We start from the raw sequence: 22,886 nt of genomic DNA, 5'->3' as shown, positions 1-22,886 counted from the left end.
AGGGCGGAATGGCGTCAAATGACCGGCGATTCTAGCGCCGCTTCGCGTCATTCACTCGGCATCGCCGCCCGGTTCGCGGCGGATCACCAGTTCGTTGAAGCCGGTATGCGGGTCGGGCTCGCGCGCAAAGCGATGCGCCGGCAGCACGGCCAGCAGGATCTCGGCGGTCGTGCGCACCACGCAGCCGCTGGCCACATGGCCGCCCGACACGCGGCCGACCACGTCGGAAACGGACATGTGCAGGTGCGCGCCGTCCGGTGACACCGAGCCGGCCAGCGTCAGGATTTCGAGGTCGCCGCGCAACTCGGTCGGCACGTCGGCCCCGGCAAAGCGCAACTGCGCGACGCTCAGGCTGCCGATGCCCTGGATCACGAACGCCGCGTGCGCGTCGTGCTCACGCAATGCCTGCTCGATCGACGCGCGCAGGTCGTCGCCGGGGGAAAGACGCAGAGGATGGGCTTGCATGGTCGAGCACCTGCCAAGGGAGGATGGTGTCGACCAAGAGTACGTTCGCGCCGTGAATCCGGCAAGTCACCCGTGTCGACACGGGCTCCGGCATCAAACGGTAAAACGCTCGCTCGCGAACTGCGCATCGGGCACGCCCGCCGTCATCGCCACGTCCCGTGCAGCCTGCACGAGCGGCGGCGGCCCGCAGACGTAGATGTCCGGCAACCCGTCGTTCTGAGCAAGCGCGATGCGCAACGCGTCAACCGGCGTACCACTCAACCCGCCCCACTCCTCGTCCGGTTGCCATACGCACAGATCGACGCGCAACCGCGGCAGCTCGGCCTGCAATCGCGCGAGCTCATCGAGCATGAACAGTTCGCTTTCCTGATTGACGCCGAAGAACAGCCGCGCATCGACCATCTCCTGAAACTCAGCCATGCGCCGCAGCATCGACAGGATCGGTGCGAGCCCCGTGCCACCCGCGACGAACCAGCGTGGCCGCAGGCTGTCCGCGAACAGTCCGAAGCCGCCCATCGGCACGCGCACGGTCAGCGGATCGCCCGGCCGTGCGCGCTCGCGCAGGTACGTCGAGAACCAGCCGCCCGGCCGCAGCCGGATCAGGAACTCGAGGCGACCGTCCCAGTTGCTCGTGTTCGCGAGCGAATACGGGCGGCGCAACCCGCTGCCCGGCACCTCGAGTTCCGCGAACTGGCCCGGCTCGAACTCCGCGGCCGAACCGAACGCGTCGTCGGGCTCGACCTGCAGCTCGACGCGTATCGTGTCGGCCGCGATCGTCTCGAGCGCCGCGATCCGCGCGGTACGCACGGGCACCGGATGCAGCAGCACCTTGGTACGGTCGTACGGCGCGGCAACCTGCAGATCGCCGAGCGGCCGGATCCGGCACAGCAGGACCGCGCCCCGCTGGCCGGCCGGCAGCACGCCGGCGCTGTCGGGCTGCATCTCGTACGCGCCGTCGACAACGGTCGCCTGGCAGGCGCCGCAGCTGCCGCGCCGACATTGCGACGGCAGCGTGATATCGGCGTCGGCCGCGGCCGACAGCAGATCCTGCTCCGCGTCGCAGCCGAAGCCGAAGCGCTCGCCGTCGCGTGTCGTGATCTCGATGCGATAAGTCATCGAACGATCCCGCTCAAGCGGCCTGGCGCGCCAGCGACGCGGCCAGGTCGGTGCCCGCGTCGCCGATCGGCTGGATGCCGAATTGCTCAACCAGCACCGCCAGCACGCCCGGCGTCACAAAGGCCGGCAGCGTCGGCCCGAGGCGGATGTTGCGCAGGCCGAGCGCGAGCAGCGTCAGCAGCACGGCCGCCGCCTTTTGCTCGAACCACGAGATCACGAGCGACAGCGGCAGGTCATTCACGCCGCATTCGAATGCGTCGGCGAGCGCCGTCGCAATCCGGATCGCCGAGTAGCTGTCGTTGCACTGCCCGACGTCGAGCAGGCGCGGAATGCCGCCGATATCGCCGAATGCGTGCCGGTTGAAGCGGTACTTGTTGCAGCCGAGCGTCATCACGATCGTATCGTCGGGCGCCTGCTCCGCGAACTCGGTGTAGTAGTTGCGGCCCGGCGCCGCGCCGTCGCAGCCGCCGATCAGGAAGAAATGGCGGATCTGTCCGGCCTTGACCGCATCGATGACCTTGTCCGCGACGCCAAGCACCGCATGCCGGCCGAAGCCGACCGTAATCGTCTCCTCCGGCGCCGTGGCCGGGAACCCGGGCAGCGCCTGCGCGGCGCGGATCAGCGTCGAGAAGTCGTGATGTTCGAGATGGCGCACGCCCGGCCAGCCGACCGGCCCCGTCGTGAAGATCCGCTGCCGGTACTGCGGCATCGGCTCGATGATGCAGTTGGACGTCATCAGGATCGGCCCGGGGAAATGCGCGAAGTCGCTCTGCTGATCCTGCCACGCGCCGCCGTAGTTGCCGACCAGGTGCGGAAACGCCTTCAGCACCGGATACGCATGGGCCGGCAGCATCTCGCCGTGCGTGTACACGTGAATGCCCGTGCCGGCCGTCTGTTCGAGCAGCGCGTGCAGATCGCCGAGATCGTGGCCCGACACGAGGATCGCCTTGCCCGCCACCGGCGACACGCGCACGGCCGTCGGTTGCTGCGCGCCGAAACGGCCGGTGTTCGCGCTGTCGAGCAGTTCCATGACCGTGAGGTTCAGCCGGCCGAGGTCGAGCGCCTGCGTGAGCAGCGCGTTGACGTCGTCCGGGTCGCGCGCGAGAAACGCGAGCGCCGCCTCGATGCCTTCGTAGATGTCGTCGCGCTCGTAGCCGAGCACCCGTGCATGATGCGCATACGCGCACACGCCCTTCAGCCCGTACAGCACCAGCGCGCGCAGGCCGACGATGTCCGCGCCCACCTCGTCGAGCCCGTTGTCCACGCCGACGCGTGCGGCCTGTTCCAGCAGGCCGGCCAGATCGTCCGCCGGCTGCCACATCGCCGGCCCGTGCTGCGCCGGAACGACCGTGCCCGCCGCCCGCGCGCGCGCTTCACATGCGACCTTCACGCGGTCGCGCATCTGTGCCGCTTCTCGTAGAAGCGAGACGAAACGGGCCGCATGGAAGTTCACGTTGGTGAGCGTCGTGAACATCGCGTAAAGCACGAACCGGTCGGCGTCGCGATCCGGTGCGCCCATCGCTCGCGCGATCGCGCCGTATTGCGCAATGCCCTTCACCGCATGGACCAGCAGGTCCTGCAGGTCGGCCGTCGTTGCATCCTTGCCGCAGTTGCCTTTCGCCGATGCGCAGCCGGGGCGTGTGCCGGTCCGGTCGGTCTGTTCGCATTGATAGCAAAACACGGTGCTCTCCTTTCTCGATCATGGGGGCGCGGGTCGGCGCGATCGGCGGCGGAACGCAAGTTCCTGGCCACCGGCATCCCGCCCGCTTCAAGATGCGTTGTGCATGCATCTTTATTCATGATGTTTCGGCACGGGTTTCGCAACCGTGATGCAGATCAAGAAAACGGACGCACCCGGGTGAGGCAACTTGTCGCTATGACTGCCCGCCGGCTTCGATAGCGGGTTCGGATTCGTTGTCGGCATCCACGCCTTCGATGCCCCAGTCGCCGTATCGATACCAGTCGTCGCCGAGCAGTTCGCTCGGGTGCTGTGTACGGCTGGAGCCGTTGCCGCAACGCATCGCGTGCGTCGGGCAGTAGTTGTCGCATCCCCAGCAGATCCGCTCCGGATGCACGGGATGCAGCGGAAATTTCTTCGCCATGCGCTTGTTTTCCCGGTGTCGTTTCATCGGCTACCGTTCGACTCTAGTTCACCGGCGCGCATGGGCCATGCGGCATTGGTTCGCATCGGCGACGCTGCATCGGCTAGGCACGCGCAGGCGATTGGTCTAGGCTGCACGATATTCCGCGGCGCGAGCCGCCAATCCGCCCCCTGCCCGATGACTGCCATTCCGAACCGACGATCCCGCCTGCGCGGCGGCCTGCTGGGCCTGCTGATCGGCGACGCGCTGGGCGTACCGTACGAATTCCACGACGCCGCGTCGATCCCGCCGGCCGCTGCGATCGACATGACGCCGCCGCCCGGCTTTGCGCGCGCACACGACGGCGTGCCGCCCGGCACCTGGAGCGACGATGGCGCGCAGGCGCTCGCGCTGCTCGATGCGCTGTCGGACGACCGCGACCTGAACCTCGATACGTTCGCCCGCAACCTGCAGGACTGGTTTCATCGCGGCGCCTTCACGCCCGATGGCCGCGTGTTCGACGTCGGCCTGCAAACGCAGCGTGCGTTGCACGCGCTGGCGGCCGGCGCGGCGCCAGCCGTTGCCGGCCCTTGCGACGAACGCGACAACGGCAACGGCTCGCTGATGCGCTGCTTTCCGGTGGTGATGGTCGCCGCATCGCGCGACGAAGCGATCCGGCTTGCGTGCAAGCAGAGCGTCGTTACGCACGGCCACGTGCGCTCGCAGCTGTGCTGTGCGCTCCATGCGCTGACGGCGATGGGGCTCGTCGATGGCCAGCCTGCTCCCGACGCGGTGCGCGCGGCCGAAGACGAACTGCTGGCGCGCTACACGGGCACGGCCGACGAAATTGAACTGAAGATCGTGCTCGACGGCCGCTTCGATGCGCCGCAAGGCTCCGGTTACGTGGTCGACAGTTTCTGGTCGTCGATCCATTGCCTGCTGTCGACGGGCAGCTACGAAGATTGCGTGAAGCGCGCGATCGCGCTCGGCAACGACACGGATACGACGGCGGCCATCGCGGGCAGCCTCGCCGGCGCGCTGTACGGCGAGCACGCGCTGCCCGATCGCTGGGTCGCGGCGCTGCGCGGGAAAGAACAGGTCGAGGGCCGGCTCGCTCGACTGTGAGCACGTCGCGCCATCGCCGGCCAACCTTGTGAATCAAGCGCGGCGGACCACCGCCGACCGTCCCGAACAGCCGTATCAACCTGAGAGGAGCATCGCATGCTGCGTGCAATCAATCCCCCTGGCGCCACGATTCCCGGCATTTCGCAGGCCGTACTCGTGGAAGGCGGCCAGCCGCTGTATTTGTCCGGGCATGTTCCGTTCGACGCCGACGGCACCGTGGTCGGCATCGATCATGCGACGCAACTCGACCAGGTGTTCCGCAACATCGCCGGCACGCTTCGCGCCGCAGGGGTCGGCTTCGAGTCCGTCGCGCGGCTGACGATTTACGTCCGCGACTTCGATTCGAGCCTGTTGCCGCAGATTCGCGAGGTGCGCGACCGGTGGGTCAATACCGCCTGCCCGCCCGCGAGCGCGCTCGTCGGCGTGGCTTCGTTGTTTCGCCCGGATGTGCTGGTCGAGGTGGACGCGTTCGCGATCGTTCCTGCCGTGAAGTGATCCGCCAACGGCTGCATCACGCGCGCCGGTCGCTCGCCAGCAACCCGTACAGCGCGCTGTCCGACACTTCGTCGCCGACGATCCAGCGTTCGCGCAACACCCCTTCCCGCGCGAAGCCGAGCCGTTCGAGCAGCCGCGCCGACGCGACGTTGCGCGGATCGATATCGGCTTCGAGCCGGTTCAGCCGCAGCGTGCCGAACGCATGATCGATCACGGCCGATGCCGCCTCTCGCATGTAGCCGCCGCTCCAGTACTGGCGCCGCAGGCAGAAGCCGATCTCCGCGCGCCGGCATTGCTCGTTCGCATGGAACAGCACGCATTCGCCGAGCGCTTCGCCGGTTTCCCGCAATTCGAGCACGCAGATCAGGTCCTGCCCGCTCGCGGACGTCTTCACGTTGCGCGCGACGCGCTCGACCGCCTGTTCGACATGCGTCATCGGCGAAAACGAGAAATAGCGCATCGCTTCCGCATCCGACCAGATTTCGAAGAACGCATGTGCGTCCGCTTCGCGTAGCGGTCGCAGGACGAGGCGGGAGGTATCCAGCGTGACGGGTTCGAACAGAGGCATGGCGACAGTCGGTCGAAAAACGGGATCGTGAATTAGAACACGCAAGCCGCCAGCCGGCCATTTCGTTCATTCGCACGAACCGCCCCACCGCGGCACCCCGGATCACCGCAAAACAAAAAGGCCCGGACATCATCGCCCGGGCCTCTTCACCTCAGTTGTTACCGCCAGCCGGCCGCGCTTACGCCTCCAGCGCTTCGAGCACCTTCCCCTTTGTCTCGATCCCGACGAAGTGTACGGTCACCGCTGCGATCAGCGGCACGATGCCGATCAGGTAGAACGCCGGCGCGAGGTTGCCGCCGATGATCGCGTGCGGCACCACCATCGGCGCGACGAACGATGCGATCTTCAGCCACGCGCTGCCGAGCCCGCAGCCCGACGCGCGGATGCTCGTCGGATACTGCTCCGGCGTATAGACGTATGCGGTAATGAACCCCGACGCCATCAACCCGAGCGACAGCGAGCAGAAGATCGACACGACGTACACCGACGACGCGTGATAGAAGCCCGCGAACGCCAGCGACAGCGCGCACAGCACGAACGACCACACGATCACCGGCTTGCGGCCGAGTTTGTCGACCAGCAGCGCCGACGCCAGCGACCCGAGCACGCCCATCACCGAGCCGATCACCGCGAGGTTCAGCGCGAGCTGCAGCGGCGCGTGATAGAAGTTCTTGTAGATCGTCGGCAGCCACGTCGACAGCCCGTACTGGATGAACCCGCAGGTCGCCCACAACGTCGCAACCGCGAGCGTGCGCTTGCGATACGCGGCGCTGAACAGGTCGCTCATCTTGCGCTTCGGATGCTGACGCACCATCTCGTCGAACGCGGCCGCCTGCGTGACGGGCGGCAGCTCGCCGCGCACCGACGCTTCGAACACGCTGACCGCCCGCCCGGCTTCCGGGAGCCGCCCGCGCGACGCGAGCCAGCGCGGCGATTCCGGCACGAGGCGCGTGAGCACGAGCGACAGGATCAGCGGCAGCCCGCCGACGAAGTACATGATTTCCCAGCCGAAGCGCGGCACGAGCCACGCACCGAGCGCCATCGACACGAGCAGGCCGATCGGGAACACGATCTCGTACAGCAGCACGAAGCGGCCGCGGCCATGGGCGCGCGTGATCTCGTTGATGTACGTCGCGGCAACCGGCAGCTCGCCGCCAAGGCCGAGGCCCTGCAGAATCCGCAGCAGCACGAAGATCTCGAAGGTCGGCGCGAAGCCGCACGCGATGCTCGTGACGCCGATCACGGCCGAGCTCCACGCGATTGCCTTCACGCGGCCGTGCTTCTCCGCCAGCGCGGGAAACAGGAAGGCGCCGATCAGCTGGCCGATCGCGCCGGAAGCGATCAGCAGGCCGATCTGCGTCGGCGACAGCCCCCATTTGTGAATCAGCAGCGGCAGCGTCGCCGCGATCGTGATCACGTCGAAGCCGTCGAAGAACGTCGCGGCGCCGATCAGCACGCGCGCGCGGATCTGCATCGCGTTGGCCGGAAGCCGCTCGAGCCGCGCGATGATCGCGCCGGGCGTGGAGGCGGCAGCTTCCATCGTGGCGCGACCGGCCACGACGTTGTCGAAAGTGCTCATGCGGGGTGTCTCCTGTGTCTCGTCGCCCGGTCAGGCCAGTGTCTTGGTCGTGTCTGCCAGGGCTTCCGTATCCACTGCCCGGCCCTGGTTCATCCACTTGCGCGCGAGCTTCAGCTCACGTGCGTTGTTGACGGCGATGACACCTCTCACATGTCCTTCGCCCACAAAAAACAGCGTCGCGCGGCGCGCGGCAAGATCGCCGCGCACGACGAGCTGCGCATCGGCCGGCAGATCACCGAGGATCTGCAGGTTCACGTCGTACTGATCCGACCAGAACCACGGAATCTCCGCGTACGGGGCACGCACGCCGAGCACGGCCTTCCCCGCCGCGATCGCCTGGTTCTGCGCGTTGGCCCACGATTCGAGCCGCACGCGCCGTTTCAGCCAGCCGTTGTGATGGTTCGCGACGTCGCCGCACGCGAAGATCGCCGGGTCGCTCGTCGCGCCGAATTCGTCGACGACGATGCCGTCGTCGATCGCCAGCCCCGCATCGCTCGCGAGCGACGCGTTCAGCGCGAGGCCGATGCCGGCCACCGCGAAATCGGCGTCGATCGTCGTGCCGTCGGCGAGCGTTGCACTCACCTTCGATGCGTCGTCCGGCTGCGCGTCGAGCGACGCGAGCGCCGCGCCGAGCCGCACGTCGACGCCATTCGCGCGATGCAGGTCGAGCAGGAAATCCGACACGATCTGCGGCACCGAGCGGCCGCACAGCCGCGGCGCGCCTTCGACCACGATCGCTTCGACGCCGAGCTTGCGCGCGGTCGCCGCGACTTCGAGGCCGATCCAGCCGCCGCCGATCACGAGCACGCGCTGGCTCGCACGCAGCTTCTCGCCGAGCGCGGCCGCTTCGTCGAGCGTGCGCAGGTAATGCAGGTTCGGCGTCTTCACGAGCGCGTCCGGCAAGCGGCGCGACGTGCCGCCGGTCGCGATCACGAGACGGTCGTATTCGATCTCGCGGCCGCTTTCGGTTGTCACGACGCGACGCGCGCGGTCGATCGATGCGGCACGCTCTGGCTGCCATGCTTCAACGTTCAGCGCGTCGAATTCGTCGGGACGCACGACGCGCACCGTTTCGATATCGGCATCGCCGGCCAGCACGGCCTTCGACAGCGGCGGGCGCTCGTACGGCAGATGCGGTTCGTCCGCGATCATCACGAGACGGCCCGCAAAGCCTTCCGCGCGCAGCGTCTTCAGCACCCAGCCGGCGGCCTGGCCGCCGCCGATCACGACGACCGTGCCGGGCGCGGCCTGCGCCTGTGCGTTCCCTTCGCTCATGATTTCCGCTCCGTCATGAACTTGCCTTCCGGCGCCTTCGCGTTCTTCTGGCGGCGCGTGTTGCCGTCGAGGCCGCCGTCGACGGCCCACTCGGCGAATACGGTCGGGCCCGGCTCGAACTCGCGCGGCTGCCACTCGGGCGTCAGCATGTCTTCGTCCGCGTAGTACTCGATCAGGCCGCCGGCCGGGTTCTGGAAGTACCAGAAGTACGCGGACGACACCGGGTGACGGCCCGGGCCGAGTTGCGTTTCCCAGCCGCAGCGGTCGATGTGCATGCCGCCGCCGAACACCTCGTGGATGTCGCGCACGGTGAACGCCACGTGGTTCAGGCCGCGTTTGCCGTTCGGCAGCGCGAGCAGGAACAGGTCGTGGTGGCCGCCGTGCGGCGCGCAGCGCATGAATGCGCCGCGACCCGGGTAACGGTCGGACGTCTCGAAGCCCAGCAGCTCGTGATAGAACTTTTCCTGCGCATCGAGGCAGTTCGTGAAGAACACCACATGCCCGACCTCGACCGGCTCCGCGCGTGCATAGATCGGGCTCGGCTGGTCGACGCGCAGCGTCTGGCCCCACACGTTCGACGGCGAGCCCGTGATGTCGAGCTCGCGCTTGCGCGTGACTTCGATGCGGATCGCCATCCCGTTCGGGTCGATGCAGCCGACCGCATCGTCCTGCGCGTAATAGCCGGGCTGGCCGGCAAGCTTCGTGCGCAGCGCGTCGAGTTCCTGCTGCGTCGCGACGCCCCACGTGACTTCACGCAGCGTCGGGCCCGCTTCAAATGCCGGCGGCAGCGCCGGATCGTCAGCCTTCACCGCCAGCACGGTGCAGCCGTTCAGCGTCTCGAAGCGCGCGCGCGTGTCGTCGTGCGAGACTTCCTTCATCCCCCAGTCAGCGAAAAAGCGCCGGCAGGTCGCGAGGTCGTCGACGCCGTACGTGATCTGCTCGATTCCCAAAATGCTCATTGCGTCATTCCCCTTCGCTCAGTTCGCCCACGGCAGCGGCGCGTCGTTCAAGCCCCAGTAGAGGCTCTTCTGCTGCATGTACTCGCGGATGCCGAGACGCCCCTTCTCGCGCCCCATCCCGCTCTCCTTCCAGCCCGAGAACGGCGTGGAGATCGAAAACAGCTTGTACGTGTTGATCCAGACGGTGCCCGTCTCCAGCGCGCGCGCGATACGCCACGCGCGCTTGTAGTCGCGCGTCCAGATGCCGGCCGCCAGGCCGAACACGCTGTCGTTCGCCTGTGCGATCAGCGACGCTTCGTCGTCGAACGGCATCGCGACGAGCACCGGGCCGAAGATTTCTTCCTGGCAGATGCGCGCGCTGTTCGGCAGACCTTCGAGAATCGTCGGCTGATAGAAGAAGCCGTTCTCGCGCCCGTCGCCCGACGGCCGCTCGCCGCCGCACAGCAGGCGGCCGCCTTCCTCGAGGCCGAGCGCCACATAGCGCTCCACCGATTCGCGATGCTTCGCGGTGATCAGCGGCCCCATCTGCGTGTCGGGGCGCGTCGGGTCGCCCACGCGCAGCTTGCGTGCGCCGGCCACCAAACGCTTCATGAATTCGTCGTACACCGCGCGCTGCACGAACAGCCGCGAGCCCGCGATGCACGCTTCGCCCGACGAGCTGAAGATGCCGTACAGCACACCGTTGACCGCATGATCGAGATCGGCGTCGTCGCAGACGATGGTCGGTGACTTGCCGCCGAGCTCGAGCGACACGGGCATCAGCTTCTCGGCCGCGATGCGTGCAATGCCGCGGCCCACTTCGGTTCCGCCGGTGAACGACACCTTCTTCACCAGCGGGTGACGCACCAGCACGTCGCCGATCACCGAGCCCTTGCCCGGCAGCACGCTCAGCACGCCCTTCGGCACGCCCGCTTCCTCGCAGATGCGCGCCAGCGCGAGCGACACGAGCGGCGTGACTTCGGCCGGCTTGAGCACCACCGCGTTGCCGCCCGCCAGTGCCGGCGCGAGCTTCTGCGCATCGGACGCGATCGGCGAGTTCCACGGCGTGATCGCCGCGATCACGCCGATCGGCTCGTACACGCTCATCGTCAGGTAGTCGCCGCGCGACGGCGTCAGTTCCTCGTCGAGCGTTTCGAGGCATGCCGCGAAATAGCGGAACGTGTTCGCGGCGCTCGCCACCAGCACGCGCGTCTCGGCAATCGGCTTGCCGTTGTCGCGGCGCTGCAGGTTCGCGAGCGCTTCGTGGCGCTGCATGATCAGATCGGCGATGCGGTACAGCACCTGCGCGCGCTGGTGCGGCTTCAGCCCGGCCCAGTCGGCGCGGCGCCATGCGGCGTCGGCGGCCACAACGGCTTCGGCCGCGTCTTCCGCATTCGCGGTCGACACTTCCATGTTCAGCGACTGGTCGGCCGGATAGATGCTCGCGTAAGGCGCGCCACGGCCGCGCCGCCATTCGCCGCCGACCAGGATGTTGCCGTCGGGTACGAGGCTCGTATCGAAAGGAGTCATGTCACAAGTCCCACAAATCTGTCTCTGCACATCCGCCCTCGCCGTGGCGCGGGCGGACCTTCAATGGCCCGGTCAGATCACGCAGCGGGCCGCGCGGTTGCGCAGCGCGCGGATCGCGCTGTATGCCGTCAGCGCGGACGTCTTCGGGTTGTCGGGCAGCGGCTTGCCGCTCATTTCCAGCGACATCTCGCCGAATGCGCCGCGCGCGGTGATGCGGTGCACGTTGCGCGCGACGGCCGGATCGGCGATCAGGCGCACGTGCGTCGCGTCGAGGCCGAGGCCCGCGAGCGCAACGGTGGCCGCGACGTTCGCGTTCTTCGGATACAGGCGTGCGGCATCGCGCGCGCTGCCTTCGAAGATCACCTTTTCCTCGGTCATCGCACGCAGGTCGCACAATGCCTCGGCAGGCGTGCCGAGCCAGCCGAGCGGCGGCTTGCGGCCTACGTACAGCACTTCGTCGAGGCCGCCCTGCTTCGCGGACGCCAGCGCGTCGATCCCGCCGATCGCGCCGGACAGCAGCGTCACCGTCGCGTCGCCTTCGTCGGCCGCCTGTGCGAGCACGTCGAGCAGCGCGAGATCGGACAGCGCGCCGATCGACGCAACCGCGCAGTCGGTGCCGGCTTTCAGCAGCGGCACGACGTGATCGACGAGCGCGCTGTGGCCCGCGCATTCGAGCGCGAACTCGGGGCGGCGGGCCAGTGCGTCGACCGACGACACGACCTCCACCGCGCCGCCCAGCACGCCCTGCACCGCCGCGCACTGGTGTTCCGGCACGATCACGTGCGCGATGCGCAGCGACGCATCGTGCTCGACCGCGTGGTACACGGCCGCGCCGATCGCACCGAAGCCGATCATCGCGACGTCGACGGGTGCGTGGGCGTTACGCATACTGGCGCTCCGACGGCGTTTCGTCCTTCTTCACCGGCGGGCCCGCGAAGTTCGATGCGAACGAGCCGACCGACAGCATGTCGACCTCGACCATCACCGGGCCTGCCTTCGCCATCCCTTCGCGCACGATCGCTTCGGCGTCGTCGAGTGACGAGATCCGGTAGTGCGTGAGGCCGAAGCTCGCGCAGAACTGCGCGAAATCGGGCTGGTGCAGCTGCACGAAGCAGCGGCGGCCGTCGTAGTGCGCGTCCTGGATGTTGCGGATCACGCCGTAGCACTGGTCGTTCATCAGCACGATCATCACGTTCGCGTTTTCCTGCACGGCCGTCACGAGCTCGCCGACGTTGACCATCAGGCCGCCGTCGCCGACGAGGCACACCGTCTTTGCCGCCGCGCCCGCGAGCGCCGCGCCGATCCCCATCTGGATGCCCTGGCCGATCCCGCCACCGAGCGCATGCACGCCCGAACGCGGCTCGAAGATCTTCAGCAGGCGGTTGCCCCACGTGCTGTTCGAGATCGTCACGTCGCGCACCCAGTTGTAGTCGCGGCCGACCGCGCCCTGCAGCGTATCGACGAGCTGCTTGTACGGCCCGAGGCCCTTCGACACGTCGGCCACCGCCTGCTCGCGGGCAGCCGCGAGATCGGCGGCGAACTGCGGGTCGACCGACAGGCGGCCTTCGAGCCGGTCGGCCAGCTCCGCCAGCACGCGCTTCGAATCGCCATGCACGAACAGCTCGTTGCGATAGCCGCGGTTGTCGGCGAGCGCGTCGGCGTCGACGCGGAACAGCGGCTGCGGCAGCGCAAGCTTGTACTTCAGCGTTTCGTTGCCGCGCAGGCGCGAACCGACGACGACGAGCGCATCGCAGGTCTTGTAGAACGCTTCGACGGACGCATGCACGTTGAACGCGCCGAGCGTCGCCGGGTGATCTTCGGGCAGCACGCCGCGGCCCTGCACGCTCGTCACGACGCCGAAGCCGAGCTTCACGAGGCGTTCGACTTCCTCGCGAGCGTGGCGCGCGCCGCCGCCGAGCCACAGCAGCGGGCGGCGCTTGGCCGCCAGTGCGTCGGCGAGCTTCGCGACGCGGGCCGTGTCGTGCTCGCGCACCGCGACGTGCGCGGGCTCCAGGTCTTCCGGCCATTCGATCTCAGCGGCCTGGATGTCGATCGGGATCTCGACCGACACGGGGCCCGTCGGCGCGGTCTGCGCGATGCGTACGGCTTCGCGGATCGTCGGCAGCACGGTTTCGACCGTGCGCACACGGAACGCGGCCTTCGAGATCGCGTCCAGCATCGACAACTGGTCGGGTGCTTCGTGGATGTACGCGAGATCCCGGTCGAGGTACGGCGTCCCGATCTGCCCCGTGATGTGCAACAGCGCGGTGCCGGCGGTCAGCGCCTCGACCATCGCGCCGGCCGCGTTGCCCGCCGCCGTGCCCGTACTGGTGAGCGCGACGCCGAGACCGCCCGACACGCGGGCCAGGCCGTCGGCCATGTTCAATGCGCCGGCTTCGCCGCGTGCGCCGACATACCGGATGTTGCCGCGCGTGTTGATCGCGTCGAGGATCGGCATGTTGTGGATCGAGATGACACCGAATGCGGTCTTCACGCCGCACTGCTCGAGGAAGGTGGCAATCAGCTCGCCAACCGTGGTTTTGTTAGACATGGCGTGCAAAGCCTCCAGAAACGTCGATATGGCTGCCCGTCGTGTACGACGACAGATGCGTTGCGAGATAAAAAAGTGCCCAGGCGGCCTCGTCAGGCTTGCCGAAGCGGTTCAGCGGAATGTTCTTCGTGCGGGCGAGTGCGCCCGTCCAGTCCTCCCAGCTTTCGCCGGACTGCGCCTGCGTTTCGTAGCGGCGGCGCCACTGGCCCGACTCGACGATGCCGATCAGGATCGAGTTCACGCGAATGCGCTGCGGCGCGAGTTCGGTCGCGAGCGACTTCACGAGGCTCAACACGCCCGCGCGCGCCGACGACGTCGCGACCATGTGCGGCTCCGGCTGCAGCGCGAGCAGCGAGTTCACGCAGGTGATCGTCGGCGCCTGCGCGTCGCGCAGCAGCGGCAGGAATGCGCGCGTCGGGCGGATGATGCTGAAATACTTCAGTTCGAGTTCTTCGCGCCACGCGTCGTCGGTCGTATCGGCAAAGGTCGACACGCGGCCCTGGCCGGCGTTGTTGACCAGCATGTCGGCACGGCCGAAGCGCGTCGAAACGGCTTGCGCGAACGCGGCCACCTCCTGCTCGTCGAGCACGTTGCAGCGCTCGGCGAGCAATTGCGCGCCCGGGTATTTTTCAACGAGCATTGCTTCGGCGCGTGCCAGGCGCTCGCCGTCGCGGCCGCAAATCGCGACCGACGCGCCCGCCTGCAGGAACCGTTCGGCGGTCGCGAGGCCGATGCCGGACGAACCGCCCGTCACCACCGCCACCTGCCCGGTCAGATCGATCTGGATCATCGGAGTCCTAAAGCCTTGAGAAACGTGTGCTCGTCATCCGAGCGGTAATTGAGCCGCCGCGACAGTTCCGCCGCCGCGCGCTGCACCTTGTCGATCAGCCCGTCCGCGATCAGCGCCGCGTCGATTTCCGGACGCGGCACCGTCACCGTGATGCACGCGACGATCCTCTGCGTCTCGTTGCGCACCGGCGCCGTGACCACCGAGATGCCGCGCTCGAACGACGAATTGCTGACGCCGTAGCCGCGCAGCGCATCCTCGCGGATCACTTCGTACAGTGCGTCGACCGTTTCCGGCGTCGCGTTCGTCATCCGGTTCAATGCGCCTTCCGGATACAGCGCATGCAGCTCCTTCAGCGACAGGTCGCCCATCAGCACGTGGCCGTGCGTCGTCGCATGCGCGGGCAAGCGCGTGCCGACGTTCACGCGGATCGAGCTGAACACCGGCGCCTGGCTCTGCGCCTTCGCGACGAACACCACGTCGCGGCCGTCGCGGATCACGATGTGCGTCGTGAAGCCGGTCGCGTCGCGCAGGCTCTCGATCACCGGCAGGCCGAGATCGGTCAGCTCCAGCGAGCTCAGGTACTCGAAGCCGAGCCGCAGCACGGCAATGCCGAGCTTGTAGTTGCGGTCCTTGTCCGCGCGCTCGAGGAAGCCGAGCGATTCGAGCGTCTGCAGCAGACGGAACACCGTCGTGCGCGGAATGCCGAGCCGCTTCGACAATTCGGGCGCGCCGAGCACGGGCTCGCGCGGCGAGAATTCGGCGAGGATCCGCAGCCCGCGTTCGAGGCCGGGCACCACGTAGCTCGCTTCGGCTTTCCCGTTTTCGGAATCGGGTTGTTGCAGCGGTTCACTCATACCAGCCCCCGCTGTTGGTCGCACTGACGGCAGAACGTGCCGATCAGTGCGGAATAGACGGCCGGTGCTTCCACGTAGCCGGCATGGCCTGCTTGTGGAATCACCTGCAACCCGACGTGCGCGGCCGCGGCAATCCGCTCGCACGCGGCGGGCGGCGTGATCGCGTCGTTCGCGCCGACGGCCACGGCCGTGCGGCCGCGAAAGCCGGCGAGATCGGTTGCGAGATCGGCGTTCGCCAGCAGATGCGTGGCCTGCGCATAGCCGGCCGGCACGATGCGCGCCATGTTCCAGCGCACCCATGCACGCGCATCCTCGCTCGCGAAGCCGGACAGCATGTTGCCGCTGCGCTGCTCGGCGAGCCCGGCCGGGCCGAGTTCGGCAAGCATCGCGAGCCGCGCGTCGCGGCGCGATTCGCGCGTTTCGGCCGGTGCGCTGCCGTAGCCGCCCGCAGGCGACACCAGCAGCAGGCCGGCGATCCGCGCAGGCATCACGCGGGCGAGACCGCCCGCGATGATCGCGCCAAGCGAATGACCGACCAGCACGCAGCGTTCGATGCCGAGCGCCTCGAGCCACGCGTTCAGCAATGCCGCGTAATCGGCGGCAGCCGGCGACGCACCGTGCACCGGCGTCGACACGCCATAACCGGGCGCATCCCACGCGAGCACGCGCCGCGATGCGCCGAGCGAGTCGAGCTGGTGGACCCACGATGCGGCGCCCGAACCGATGCCGTGCAGCAGCACGACGGGCAGCGCACGGCCTGCATGCTGCGCGCCGGCCTCGCGATAACCGATCGTGCCCGCTGCGCCGGCCGCGCAACGCTGTTCGGGAAACTGCCCGAGCAGCGCGGCGAACGCCGCGGTGCGGTCGCGTTCACGTTTGTCGATGACACTCATTGCTTCACCCGCTCCGTCTCAGCGCTTGATCTTCGCGAGCGGCGAATCGGGCGGATACGTCGGCGTGACCGGCTTCGGCGAACCGAGCATCACGCACATCAGCGCATCTTCCTCGCCGATGTTGATTTCCGTGCGATACACGCCCGGCGGCACCGAGATCAGGTCGCGCTCGCCGAGGATCGCTTCCCACGTCTCGCCGTCACGCTCGCAGATCACCTTCATCTTGCCGCGCAGCACGAAGAAGATTTCCTCGACGTCCATGTGGATGTGGCTCGGGCCGATGTTGCCGGCCGGGATGACCATCGTCGAGAACGTGAAGCCGCCGGCCGGCACCGTGTTGACGTCCTTCGCGACGCCCGTGCCGCCCGTGCCGACGTAGCGCATCTGCGCACGGCGGTACTTCGGGTCGTAGTCGGCCTGGAACTTCAGTGCATCCCAGTCGTAGCGTCGCGTCGCATAGCGCGCCACGCGCCCTTCCATCCAGTCGTTGAAGCTTGCGCCTTCCGGCTGGTCCCACGACTTGCGTTCGAGATCGGCGTCCGCCATCGTCCTCTCCTTCATCAGAGTGAAAACTTCAATTCAATCAATTCATCACGAAGCCGCCGTTCACCGGCAGCAGTTGACCCGTCACGAAGCGCGCGCCGTCCGACAGCAGGAACAGCACGGGGCCCGTCACGTCGTCGGGCACCTGCGCACGCGTGAGCGCGCGGCCCTGCATGTAGAACGCGTGGCGCTCGGCCGGCACGTAGGCGGTCGCCTCGACTTCGGTCAGCCCCGGCGCGATCGCATTGACCGTCACGCCGTGCGCGCCGAACTCGCGCGCCTGCGCATGCGTCATCGCGATCACCGCGCCCTTGCTCGCGACGTACGCGAGCAGCTTCGGCGCGCCCCACAGCGCGGTGTCCGATGCGAGGTTCACGATCGCGCCGCGGCCCGACTGCGCGAGGTACGGCAGCGCCGCATTGCTGACGAGCCACACGCCGCGCACGTTCACGTTCATCACGGCGTCCCACGTCGCCACGTCGAGCTCGGTCGACAGCTTGCCGCCCGAGTTCGTGATCGCCGCGTTGTTGATCAGCGCATCGATGCCGCCGAGCACCGCCGCGCCCTGCGCGACGAACGCGGTGACGCTCGCCGGATCGGCGAGGTCGAGCGCGAAGAAATGCGCGACATGGCCGGCTTCCGAGAGTTGCGCGGCAAGCGCACGGCCTTCGTCGGCCAGCACGTCGCCGAACGCGACCTGCGCGCCCGCCGCGACGAGCGCCTTCACGAAGGCCGCGCCAAGCCCGCGAGCGCCGCCCGTGACGAGCACGCGGCGCCCCGTGAGCGGCACGACCGGAGCGCGCTCAGCCATTTGCCGGCTCCGATGCGGCCTGCGCCTGTGCCGCGCGATGCGCGTCGAGCGCGGAGAGATGCTCCTGCGCACGCGTGCGCAGCATCCGGCGCACGCGCGTCATGCCGACGTCGTGCTGGTACAGGTATTCGTGATCACGGGCATTCGGCGCGAGGCTTTCGAGGACGTAGCGGTCCTGCTCGAGCACGTCCCAGTGCAGGCCTTCGAGGCGGTTGCGGTACATGAAGCGCCACACGTCGCGCTGCCAGCCGCTGACCTTGCGCGTGCGCCAGAAGTAGACCTGGCAGTTGTCGCCGTCGACCGGCGTCGCGAAGCCGATGATCCCGAAGTTGCCGCCCGGGCCGAACTTCTGCTTGTACGGAATCGCGAGGCGCATCCACAGGCAGCCCGTTTCGCCGAGCTCGACCCAGTCGAAGTTCACGTCGCGCTGACCGATCTTCTCGAACATCAGGCCCGTTTCCGTCTTGCGCACGCGCATGTCGGCCTGCTTGTCGCCTTCGGCCATCGAGTGCGAGGTGGCGTGCAGGTACGCGCCGTGCATCGGGTCCATCACGTTGTCGATCGCGTACTGGTAATTGCACTTCCAGTTCGATACGCACAGGAAGTGGCCGTACGCGTCGTCGACCAGTTCCTCGGGCAGGTTCAGCGGCGCCGGCTCGCCGTGCGCTTCGTCGCCGAACCACAGGAAGATCGCGCCGGCCTTCTCTTCGACCGGATACGACTTCACGCACTTCGTGCCTTCGAGCGGACAGTTCGATACGGCCGGCACGCGGTTGACCGTGCCGCCGCCGTCGACTTCGATGCCGTGATACCAGCACGCGATGTTGCCGCCGAGGTTCCAGCCGAGCGACAGGCGCGCGCCGCGGTGCGGGCAGCGATCTTCGAGTGCGTGAACCTTGCCCTCGTGATCGCGCCACAGCACGATCTGCTCGGACAGGCGCGTGAGGCCGACCGGTGCATTCGACACCTGCCAGCTCGGCGCGACGGGATACCAGTAGTTCTTGATGCCGCGGTCGAGATAGGCACGGACCGGGTCGTGTTGTGCTGCGTGTTGTTCGGGGGACGTCATCAGTGTGCTCCGGATGCGGTTGTCGTCGGGTCGGCGGTCGGCGCTCAAGCGGTCATTCCGCGAGCGAGGCCATTTCGGCGCGGAAGCGCTCAGGTGTCCACACCGTGCCGTCCGGCGCGCGGAAGCCGATGCGGTTCAGGCCCGCGACGACATCGTCCAGCTCGATCGCGCCGGCTTCGAACACGCGTTCGAGCGCATCGCCGAGGTCGTTTTCGTACTGGGTTGGTGCGGCCTTGCGGTTCTGCCAGACCTGGTTCTCGACCTGGCCGGGGATTTCGATCTGCCCCTTGCCCGCGATGTTGTTCGGCTGCGGCGCCACCCACGGCTTCAGGAAGGGATTGAAGTTGACGGTCGCTTCTTTCATGTCATTCCACCTTGATCTGGATTTCCTCGCCGGCGAGACGCACCGCGTACTGCTTCAGTGCGCGTCCGCCCGGACCCTTCAGGCATTCGCCCGTCTTGATGTCGAACACGGCCTCGTGCAGCGGGCATTCGACCGTGCCTTCGTCGACGAACCCCTGCGTCAGCAGCGCGTACGCATGCGGGCATACGTTCTCGAGCGCATACACGTCGTCGCCGACGCGGTAGATCCCGATTTCGACGCCGTCGGTCCGCTTGAACTCGATCGGCGTGTCTTCCGACAGCGCGCCGGCGTGCCCGGCGCAAATCCATTGTTCAGACATCTCACACCCTTCCTTCTGATCGACTCTCGGTTTGTTCCGATTTGTTCCATACCCGGAACAGCAGTTTATGGATGGTGATTATAGGAGTGACTTTCCACGAGTAAAACAAAAAGGTGCATGCCCTAGGGAAAACACTGACCGACGGGTCGGCGATCACGTACGCCCATCTCATTAAATGAAATTTTTTGTTATACGACGGGGATTTACCGGGTTTACGCGGGCTTCGCGCACCGCCGCCGGGCATTGGCCGGAAGCCCATCTGTCCCGAAAAAATTATTTTTGATCCAGTGCTTGACGCCTCTATACTCCATTCCATCAGAGGCACACTGTTCCTTATATGGAACATACGAATGCCCACTCGATGGCGAAACCGCGCGACGGCCGGCCGTTCCTGCGCATGCCGCCACGGCACGTTTTCATCAGGTTGGAGATTCAGGAGATCAAATGGTCAAGCACGCGGTAGCAGCAGCAGTGATCGGATTGGGCGCCGTGTCGGGCGCGTGGGCGCAGAGCAGCGTGATGCTGTACGGCAGCATGGATGCGGGCGTCGCGTACGTGAACAACGTCGGCGGCCATGCGAAGTGGGCGATGATCCAGGGCAATACGCAGCCCGATCGGTGGGGCCTGAAGGGCAAGGAAGACCTCGGCAATGGCCTGTCGGCGATCTTCCAGCTCGAAAACGGCTTCTATACGAACAACGGCCAGTTCGCGACCGCGAACACGATCTGGAACCGCGCGGCCTTCGTCGGCCTCAGCTCGGATCGCTACGGCACGCTGACGCTCGGCCGCCAGACGCCGCTGTCGTTCGACTATCTCGATCCGCTCAGCACGGCCTACCTCGCGATGAGCTGGTACGCGTTCCACCCCGGCAACATCGACGGGCTCGCCGCGACCGGCAACGTGCCGTACAACAACGCGGTCAAATACCGTTCGCCGACCTTCGCGGGCTTCTCGGCCGCGGCGACGATGGCGCTCGGCAACACGACGAACTTCTCGACCGGCAAGTCGGTCGGCGTCGCGCTGAACTATGCGAACGGGCCGTTCAAGGCGTCGGCCGTGTACTCGAACGAGCACGACCGCTCGATCCTGATCAGCACGACCGGCATCACGTCGTTCCAGGGGCAGAACACCGCGAACGGCTATACCGCGAACAAGGTCGAAAACATCGGCGCGGGCGCGTCCTACCAGTTCGGCGACTTCCTCGTGCACGGCCTGTACACGCGCACGAAGATGCAGTCGAACGGCTTTTCGGACACGTTCCAGAGCTACGACGCGGGTGTGAACTACCGCAGCAGCGCGTTCAACACGATCGCGGGCGGCGCGGCGACCACGACGCTAGCCGGCCGCCGCTGGACGCAGGTCGAGCTCGGCGACATCTATTCGTTGTCGAAGCGCACGCAACTGTATGCGAACGTGCTGGTCGAACACGGGTCGGGCGGCGCGCAGGCCGCGTTCTTCACGGCTGGCGTGTCGAGCACCGCGAACCAGGTGATCGTGCTCACCGGCATCCACCACTCGTTCTGAACGAAGTCAGGCCGAAGTCAGGCGTTAGTCGCCTGAAACGACAAGAGCGGCCCGCGGGCCGCTCTTGTTCTTTCGCGCATGGCATGTGCACGGCCACCGGCCGCGCGTCGGAACACTCAGAACATCGCGACCTTGTGGCGCGCATGCGCGAATGTCGGATCGCTTTCGAGCGGACGATAGTTCAGCCGCTGTGACAGGTCGACCGCCGCGCCGCACACGGCTTCGACGAGCCGCTCCTTCTCGCGGGCCTCGCCGATTTCCGAGCGCGGCACCGTCGCGGTGATCGCCGCGACGATCGAGCCCGAATGATCGCGCACGGGCGCGGTGACCGCCGAAATGCCGCTCTCGAATGCCGCCTCGCTCATCGCGTAGCCGAGCCGCGCGTAATGGCGCACGCGTTCGTACAGTTCGTCGACGGTGCCCGGCGTGCGCTCGGTGAACTGCTCGAGCCGCTTTTCCGGATAGAGCTGGCGCAGCGCGTCGCGCGTCAGGTCGCCCATCAGCACGTGGCCGTGCACGGTCGCATGCGCGGGCAGGCGCGTGCCGACGTGCACCTTCACCGAACCGAACATCGACGCGTTGCTCTGCGCCTTCGCGACGAACACGACGTCGCGCTGGTCGCGGATCAGCAGATGCGTCGACAGGCCGGTCGCATCGCGCAGCCGTTCGAGCACGGGCCCGCCGAGATCGGTCAGTTCGAGCGAATTCAGGTATTCGAAGCCGAGCCGCAGCACGCCGACGCCGAGCCGGAAATAACGGTCGCCATTCACGCGCTCGAGGAAACCGAGCGCTTCGAGGGTCTGCAGCAGGCGGAACGTGGTCGTGCGCGGAATGCCGATGCGCTTCGACAGCTCGGGCGCGCCGAGCACCGGCTCGCGCGCGGAAAATTCGGCGAGGATCCGCAGCCCGCGTTCGAGCCCCGGCACCAGGTAGGACGAAGCGCCGCCGGTCGATTCGTCGTCGCCGGGCGCCGCGGTTTCAGGTGCGTCGCTCATCGTTGTCTTGACCATGTGGACATGGACGGTAGGAAATCAGTCACGAAACAGGTCACGGATCGTCGTGGACGGGCGGTCATGCTACCTCGGCGCGCACGCAGGGTCGCACCCGCGCGCTTCGCCGCGACGCAGCATGCGCCGCCACGACTCCATGAAGAGTCATTCACGGTCGAGAGGATAGCAGTGATGGACAGCGCGACGCCATGCGGAAATCGCCGAACGGCCGGACAGCCGCCGCCCGGCCGTGTGCGCGGCGAGCGGCGAGCGGCGAGCGGCGAGCGGCGAGCGGCGAGCGGCGAGCGGCGAGCGGCAGAAGGATAGCGGTCGGCGCGGCATTCGACGTCGATGCGCCTACAGGCGCGACAGCAGAACCTTGATGTTCGCACGGTCATACGTAAAGCCGCCGGCCGCGTCCGGCTCGAGCACCCGCGCAAGATCGACCGCATACATCCATCCGCTGCCCAGGCGGCCTCCGTTGATCGCCCGGATCCGGCTGCCGCCGACGGCGATCGCAGCATGAAAGACCGTACCGCCGCGCGAGAAGCCGACCGCGGTTCCCGCCGGAATGCTCGCGCGCCCGTCCCATTCACCGCCGGTCTCAAAGTTGAACCGGGTTCTCCAGTGCTGGCCGATCGTGTCGAGCAGCGCACCGGGCGTGATCATCGCGTCACCGCGCAGCAGATACCGGACATAGGCCGCAGCGTCGTAGCAGACACCGCCGGAAACATACTCGTTGATGTCGGCCATGCCGAACATCAGCGCCTGGGCGTGCTTCTGCCGTTCGGCGAAACCGGACTGGGCGACATGCCCGCCTAACTGGGACAGTTGCATGGGTGGCTCCTTGTGAAGAAGAAGGACGTCATCGTCCCTCCAACGCGATAACATAATATGTTATTACGATACTTACCCACCTCAGCGCCCCGCCCCGGACGTCACGGCATGCGCGCCCCCGAAGCCGGCGCAACGGCGGCCGCATCGGGATTCGGCGCGAGCCGCAGGCG

Annotated in this window: 24 protein-coding genes; 3 read left to right on the top strand and 21 right to left on the bottom strand. The window is 67.4% G+C overall.

The window, feature by feature from the left end; genetic code table 11:
* Positions 1-51 precede the first annotated feature (51 nt).
* The 4 genes from G3N93_RS07890 to G3N93_RS07875 all read right to left on the bottom strand — a co-directional run bounded on the left by G3N93_RS07890 (position 52) and on the right by G3N93_RS07875 (position 3,683).
* Positions 52-465, bottom strand: coding sequence for a PPC domain-containing DNA-binding protein (locus G3N93_RS07890; RefSeq protein WP_206132727.1), 414 nt, complete (start codon positions 463-465; stop codon positions 52-54).
* A gap of 93 nt (positions 466-558) precedes the next feature.
* Positions 559-1,581, bottom strand: coding sequence for an FAD-binding oxidoreductase (locus tag G3N93_RS07885; protein ID WP_206132726.1), 1,023 nt, complete (start codon positions 1,579-1,581; stop codon positions 559-561).
* 13 nt (positions 1,582-1,594) lie between these two features.
* Positions 1,595-3,262, bottom strand: a complete 1,668-nt coding sequence (gene hcp, locus G3N93_RS07880) for a hydroxylamine reductase (RefSeq protein WP_206132725.1) — start codon at positions 3,260-3,262, stop codon at positions 1,595-1,597.
* Between the two features lie 193 nt (positions 3,263-3,455).
* Positions 3,456-3,683: a DUF3079 domain-containing protein gene (locus tag G3N93_RS07875; RefSeq protein WP_174946678.1), complete on the bottom strand. Its 228-nt coding sequence runs from the start codon at positions 3,681-3,683 to the stop codon at positions 3,456-3,458.
* Between the two features lie 177 nt (positions 3,684-3,860).
* Between G3N93_RS07875 and G3N93_RS07870 the strand changes: the two genes are divergently transcribed.
* Positions 3,861-4,787 (top strand): ADP-ribosylglycohydrolase family protein, encoded by a 927-nt coding sequence (locus tag G3N93_RS07870; RefSeq protein WP_206132724.1) that lies wholly within the window; start codon positions 3,861-3,863, stop codon positions 4,785-4,787.
* A 96-nt stretch (positions 4,788-4,883) separates the two neighbouring features.
* On the top strand, positions 4,884-5,282 hold the full coding sequence (locus G3N93_RS07865; RefSeq protein WP_174944274.1) for a RidA family protein: 399 nt from the start codon (positions 4,884-4,886) through the stop codon (positions 5,280-5,282).
* A 16-nt stretch (positions 5,283-5,298) separates the two neighbouring features.
* Here G3N93_RS07865 and G3N93_RS07860 read toward each other — a convergent pair whose 3' ends face one another.
* From G3N93_RS07860 to G3N93_RS07790, 15 genes are all read right to left on the bottom strand, one after another.
* Positions 5,299-5,850, bottom strand: a complete 552-nt coding sequence (locus tag G3N93_RS07860; protein WP_174944271.1) for a GNAT family N-acetyltransferase — start codon at positions 5,848-5,850, stop codon at positions 5,299-5,301.
* 178 nt (positions 5,851-6,028) lie between these two features.
* Positions 6,029-7,429 carry an MFS transporter gene (locus G3N93_RS07855; protein WP_174944268.1) on the bottom strand — a complete coding sequence of 467 codons (1,401 nt, stop codon included), beginning with the start codon at positions 7,427-7,429 and terminating at the stop codon, positions 6,029-6,031.
* Between the two features lie 30 nt (positions 7,430-7,459).
* Entirely contained in the window at positions 7,460-8,704 is a 1,245-nt protein-coding gene (locus tag G3N93_RS07850) for an NAD(P)/FAD-dependent oxidoreductase (protein WP_206132723.1), read from the bottom strand.
* On the bottom strand, positions 8,701-9,663 hold the full coding sequence (locus tag G3N93_RS07845; RefSeq protein ID WP_174944263.1) for a VOC family protein: 963 nt from the start codon (positions 9,661-9,663) through the stop codon (positions 8,701-8,703). The genes G3N93_RS07850 and G3N93_RS07845 overlap by 4 nt, the downstream gene beginning before the upstream one ends.
* A gap of 18 nt (positions 9,664-9,681) precedes the next feature.
* Complete coding sequence (locus G3N93_RS07840) at positions 9,682-11,172, bottom strand: aldehyde dehydrogenase (protein ID WP_174946689.1); 1,491 nt, start codon at positions 11,170-11,172, stop codon at positions 9,682-9,684.
* A gap of 72 nt (positions 11,173-11,244) precedes the next feature.
* Positions 11,245-12,060 carry an aspartate dehydrogenase gene (locus G3N93_RS07835; protein WP_174944255.1) on the bottom strand — a complete coding sequence of 272 codons (816 nt, stop codon included), beginning with the start codon at positions 12,058-12,060 and terminating at the stop codon, positions 11,245-11,247.
* Positions 12,053-13,723: a thiamine pyrophosphate-binding protein gene (locus G3N93_RS07830; protein ID WP_206132722.1), complete on the bottom strand. Its 1,671-nt coding sequence runs from the start codon at positions 13,721-13,723 to the stop codon at positions 12,053-12,055. The genes G3N93_RS07835 and G3N93_RS07830 overlap by 8 nt, the downstream gene beginning before the upstream one ends.
* A complete protein-coding gene (locus G3N93_RS07825; RefSeq protein WP_174944249.1) occupies positions 13,716-14,513 on the bottom strand; it encodes an SDR family oxidoreductase in 798 nt (265 codons plus the stop codon). The genes G3N93_RS07830 and G3N93_RS07825 overlap by 8 nt, the downstream gene beginning before the upstream one ends.
* Positions 14,510-15,367, bottom strand: coding sequence for an IclR family transcriptional regulator (locus G3N93_RS07820; RefSeq protein WP_174944248.1), 858 nt, complete (start codon positions 15,365-15,367; stop codon positions 14,510-14,512). Before G3N93_RS07820 ends, G3N93_RS07825 begins: the two co-directional genes overlap by 4 nt.
* Entirely contained in the window at positions 15,364-16,260 is an 897-nt protein-coding gene (locus G3N93_RS07815) for an alpha/beta fold hydrolase (protein ID WP_206132721.1), read from the bottom strand. The genes G3N93_RS07820 and G3N93_RS07815 overlap by 4 nt, the downstream gene beginning before the upstream one ends.
* Positions 16,261-16,278: 18 nt before the next feature.
* The gene (locus G3N93_RS07810) at positions 16,279-16,806 is read right to left on the bottom strand and encodes a cupin domain-containing protein (RefSeq protein WP_039344094.1); all 528 of its coding nucleotides are present in this window, start codon (positions 16,804-16,806) and stop codon (positions 16,279-16,281) included.
* Between the two features lie 37 nt (positions 16,807-16,843).
* Positions 16,844-17,614: an SDR family oxidoreductase gene (locus tag G3N93_RS07805; RefSeq protein WP_206132720.1), complete on the bottom strand. Its 771-nt coding sequence runs from the start codon at positions 17,612-17,614 to the stop codon at positions 16,844-16,846.
* Positions 17,607-18,683 carry an aromatic ring-hydroxylating dioxygenase subunit alpha gene (locus tag G3N93_RS07800; protein WP_206124534.1) on the bottom strand — a complete coding sequence of 359 codons (1,077 nt, stop codon included), beginning with the start codon at positions 18,681-18,683 and terminating at the stop codon, positions 17,607-17,609. The genes G3N93_RS07805 and G3N93_RS07800 overlap by 8 nt, the downstream gene beginning before the upstream one ends.
* Before the next feature lie 52 nt (positions 18,684-18,735).
* Positions 18,736-19,047 carry a recombinase-like helix-turn-helix domain-containing protein gene (locus tag G3N93_RS07795; RefSeq protein ID WP_174944238.1) on the bottom strand — a complete coding sequence of 104 codons (312 nt, stop codon included), beginning with the start codon at positions 19,045-19,047 and terminating at the stop codon, positions 18,736-18,738.
* Between the two features lies 1 nt (position 19,048).
* Positions 19,049-19,366 (bottom strand): non-heme iron oxygenase ferredoxin subunit, encoded by a 318-nt coding sequence (locus G3N93_RS07790; RefSeq protein ID WP_006489883.1) that lies wholly within the window; start codon positions 19,364-19,366, stop codon positions 19,049-19,051.
* 444 nt (positions 19,367-19,810) lie between these two features.
* Between G3N93_RS07790 and G3N93_RS07785 the strand changes: the two genes are divergently transcribed.
* Positions 19,811-20,890: a porin gene (locus tag G3N93_RS07785; protein ID WP_174946699.1), complete on the top strand. Its 1,080-nt coding sequence runs from the start codon at positions 19,811-19,813 to the stop codon at positions 20,888-20,890.
* Between the two features lie 116 nt (positions 20,891-21,006).
* Here the strand turns inward: G3N93_RS07785 and G3N93_RS07780 are convergent, their stop codons facing one another.
* On the bottom strand, positions 21,007-21,900 hold the full coding sequence (locus tag G3N93_RS07780) for an IclR family transcriptional regulator (protein WP_206132719.1): 894 nt from the start codon (positions 21,898-21,900) through the stop codon (positions 21,007-21,009).
* Positions 21,901-22,236: 336 nt separating this feature from the next.
* Positions 22,237-22,716, bottom strand: a complete 480-nt coding sequence (tecA, locus tag G3N93_RS07775; protein ID WP_174944232.1) for a type 6 secretion system effector deamidase TecA — start codon at positions 22,714-22,716, stop codon at positions 22,237-22,239.
* Between the last annotated feature and the right edge of the window lie 170 nt (positions 22,717-22,886).

This window comes from Burkholderia sp. Se-20378 (assembly GCF_017104665.1).
Lineage (GTDB): Bacteria > Pseudomonadota > Gammaproteobacteria > Burkholderiales > Burkholderiaceae > Burkholderia > Burkholderia lata.
The sequence above is the reverse complement of the archived record's forward strand: the minus strand, read 5'-3'. Positions and strand labels throughout refer to the sequence as shown.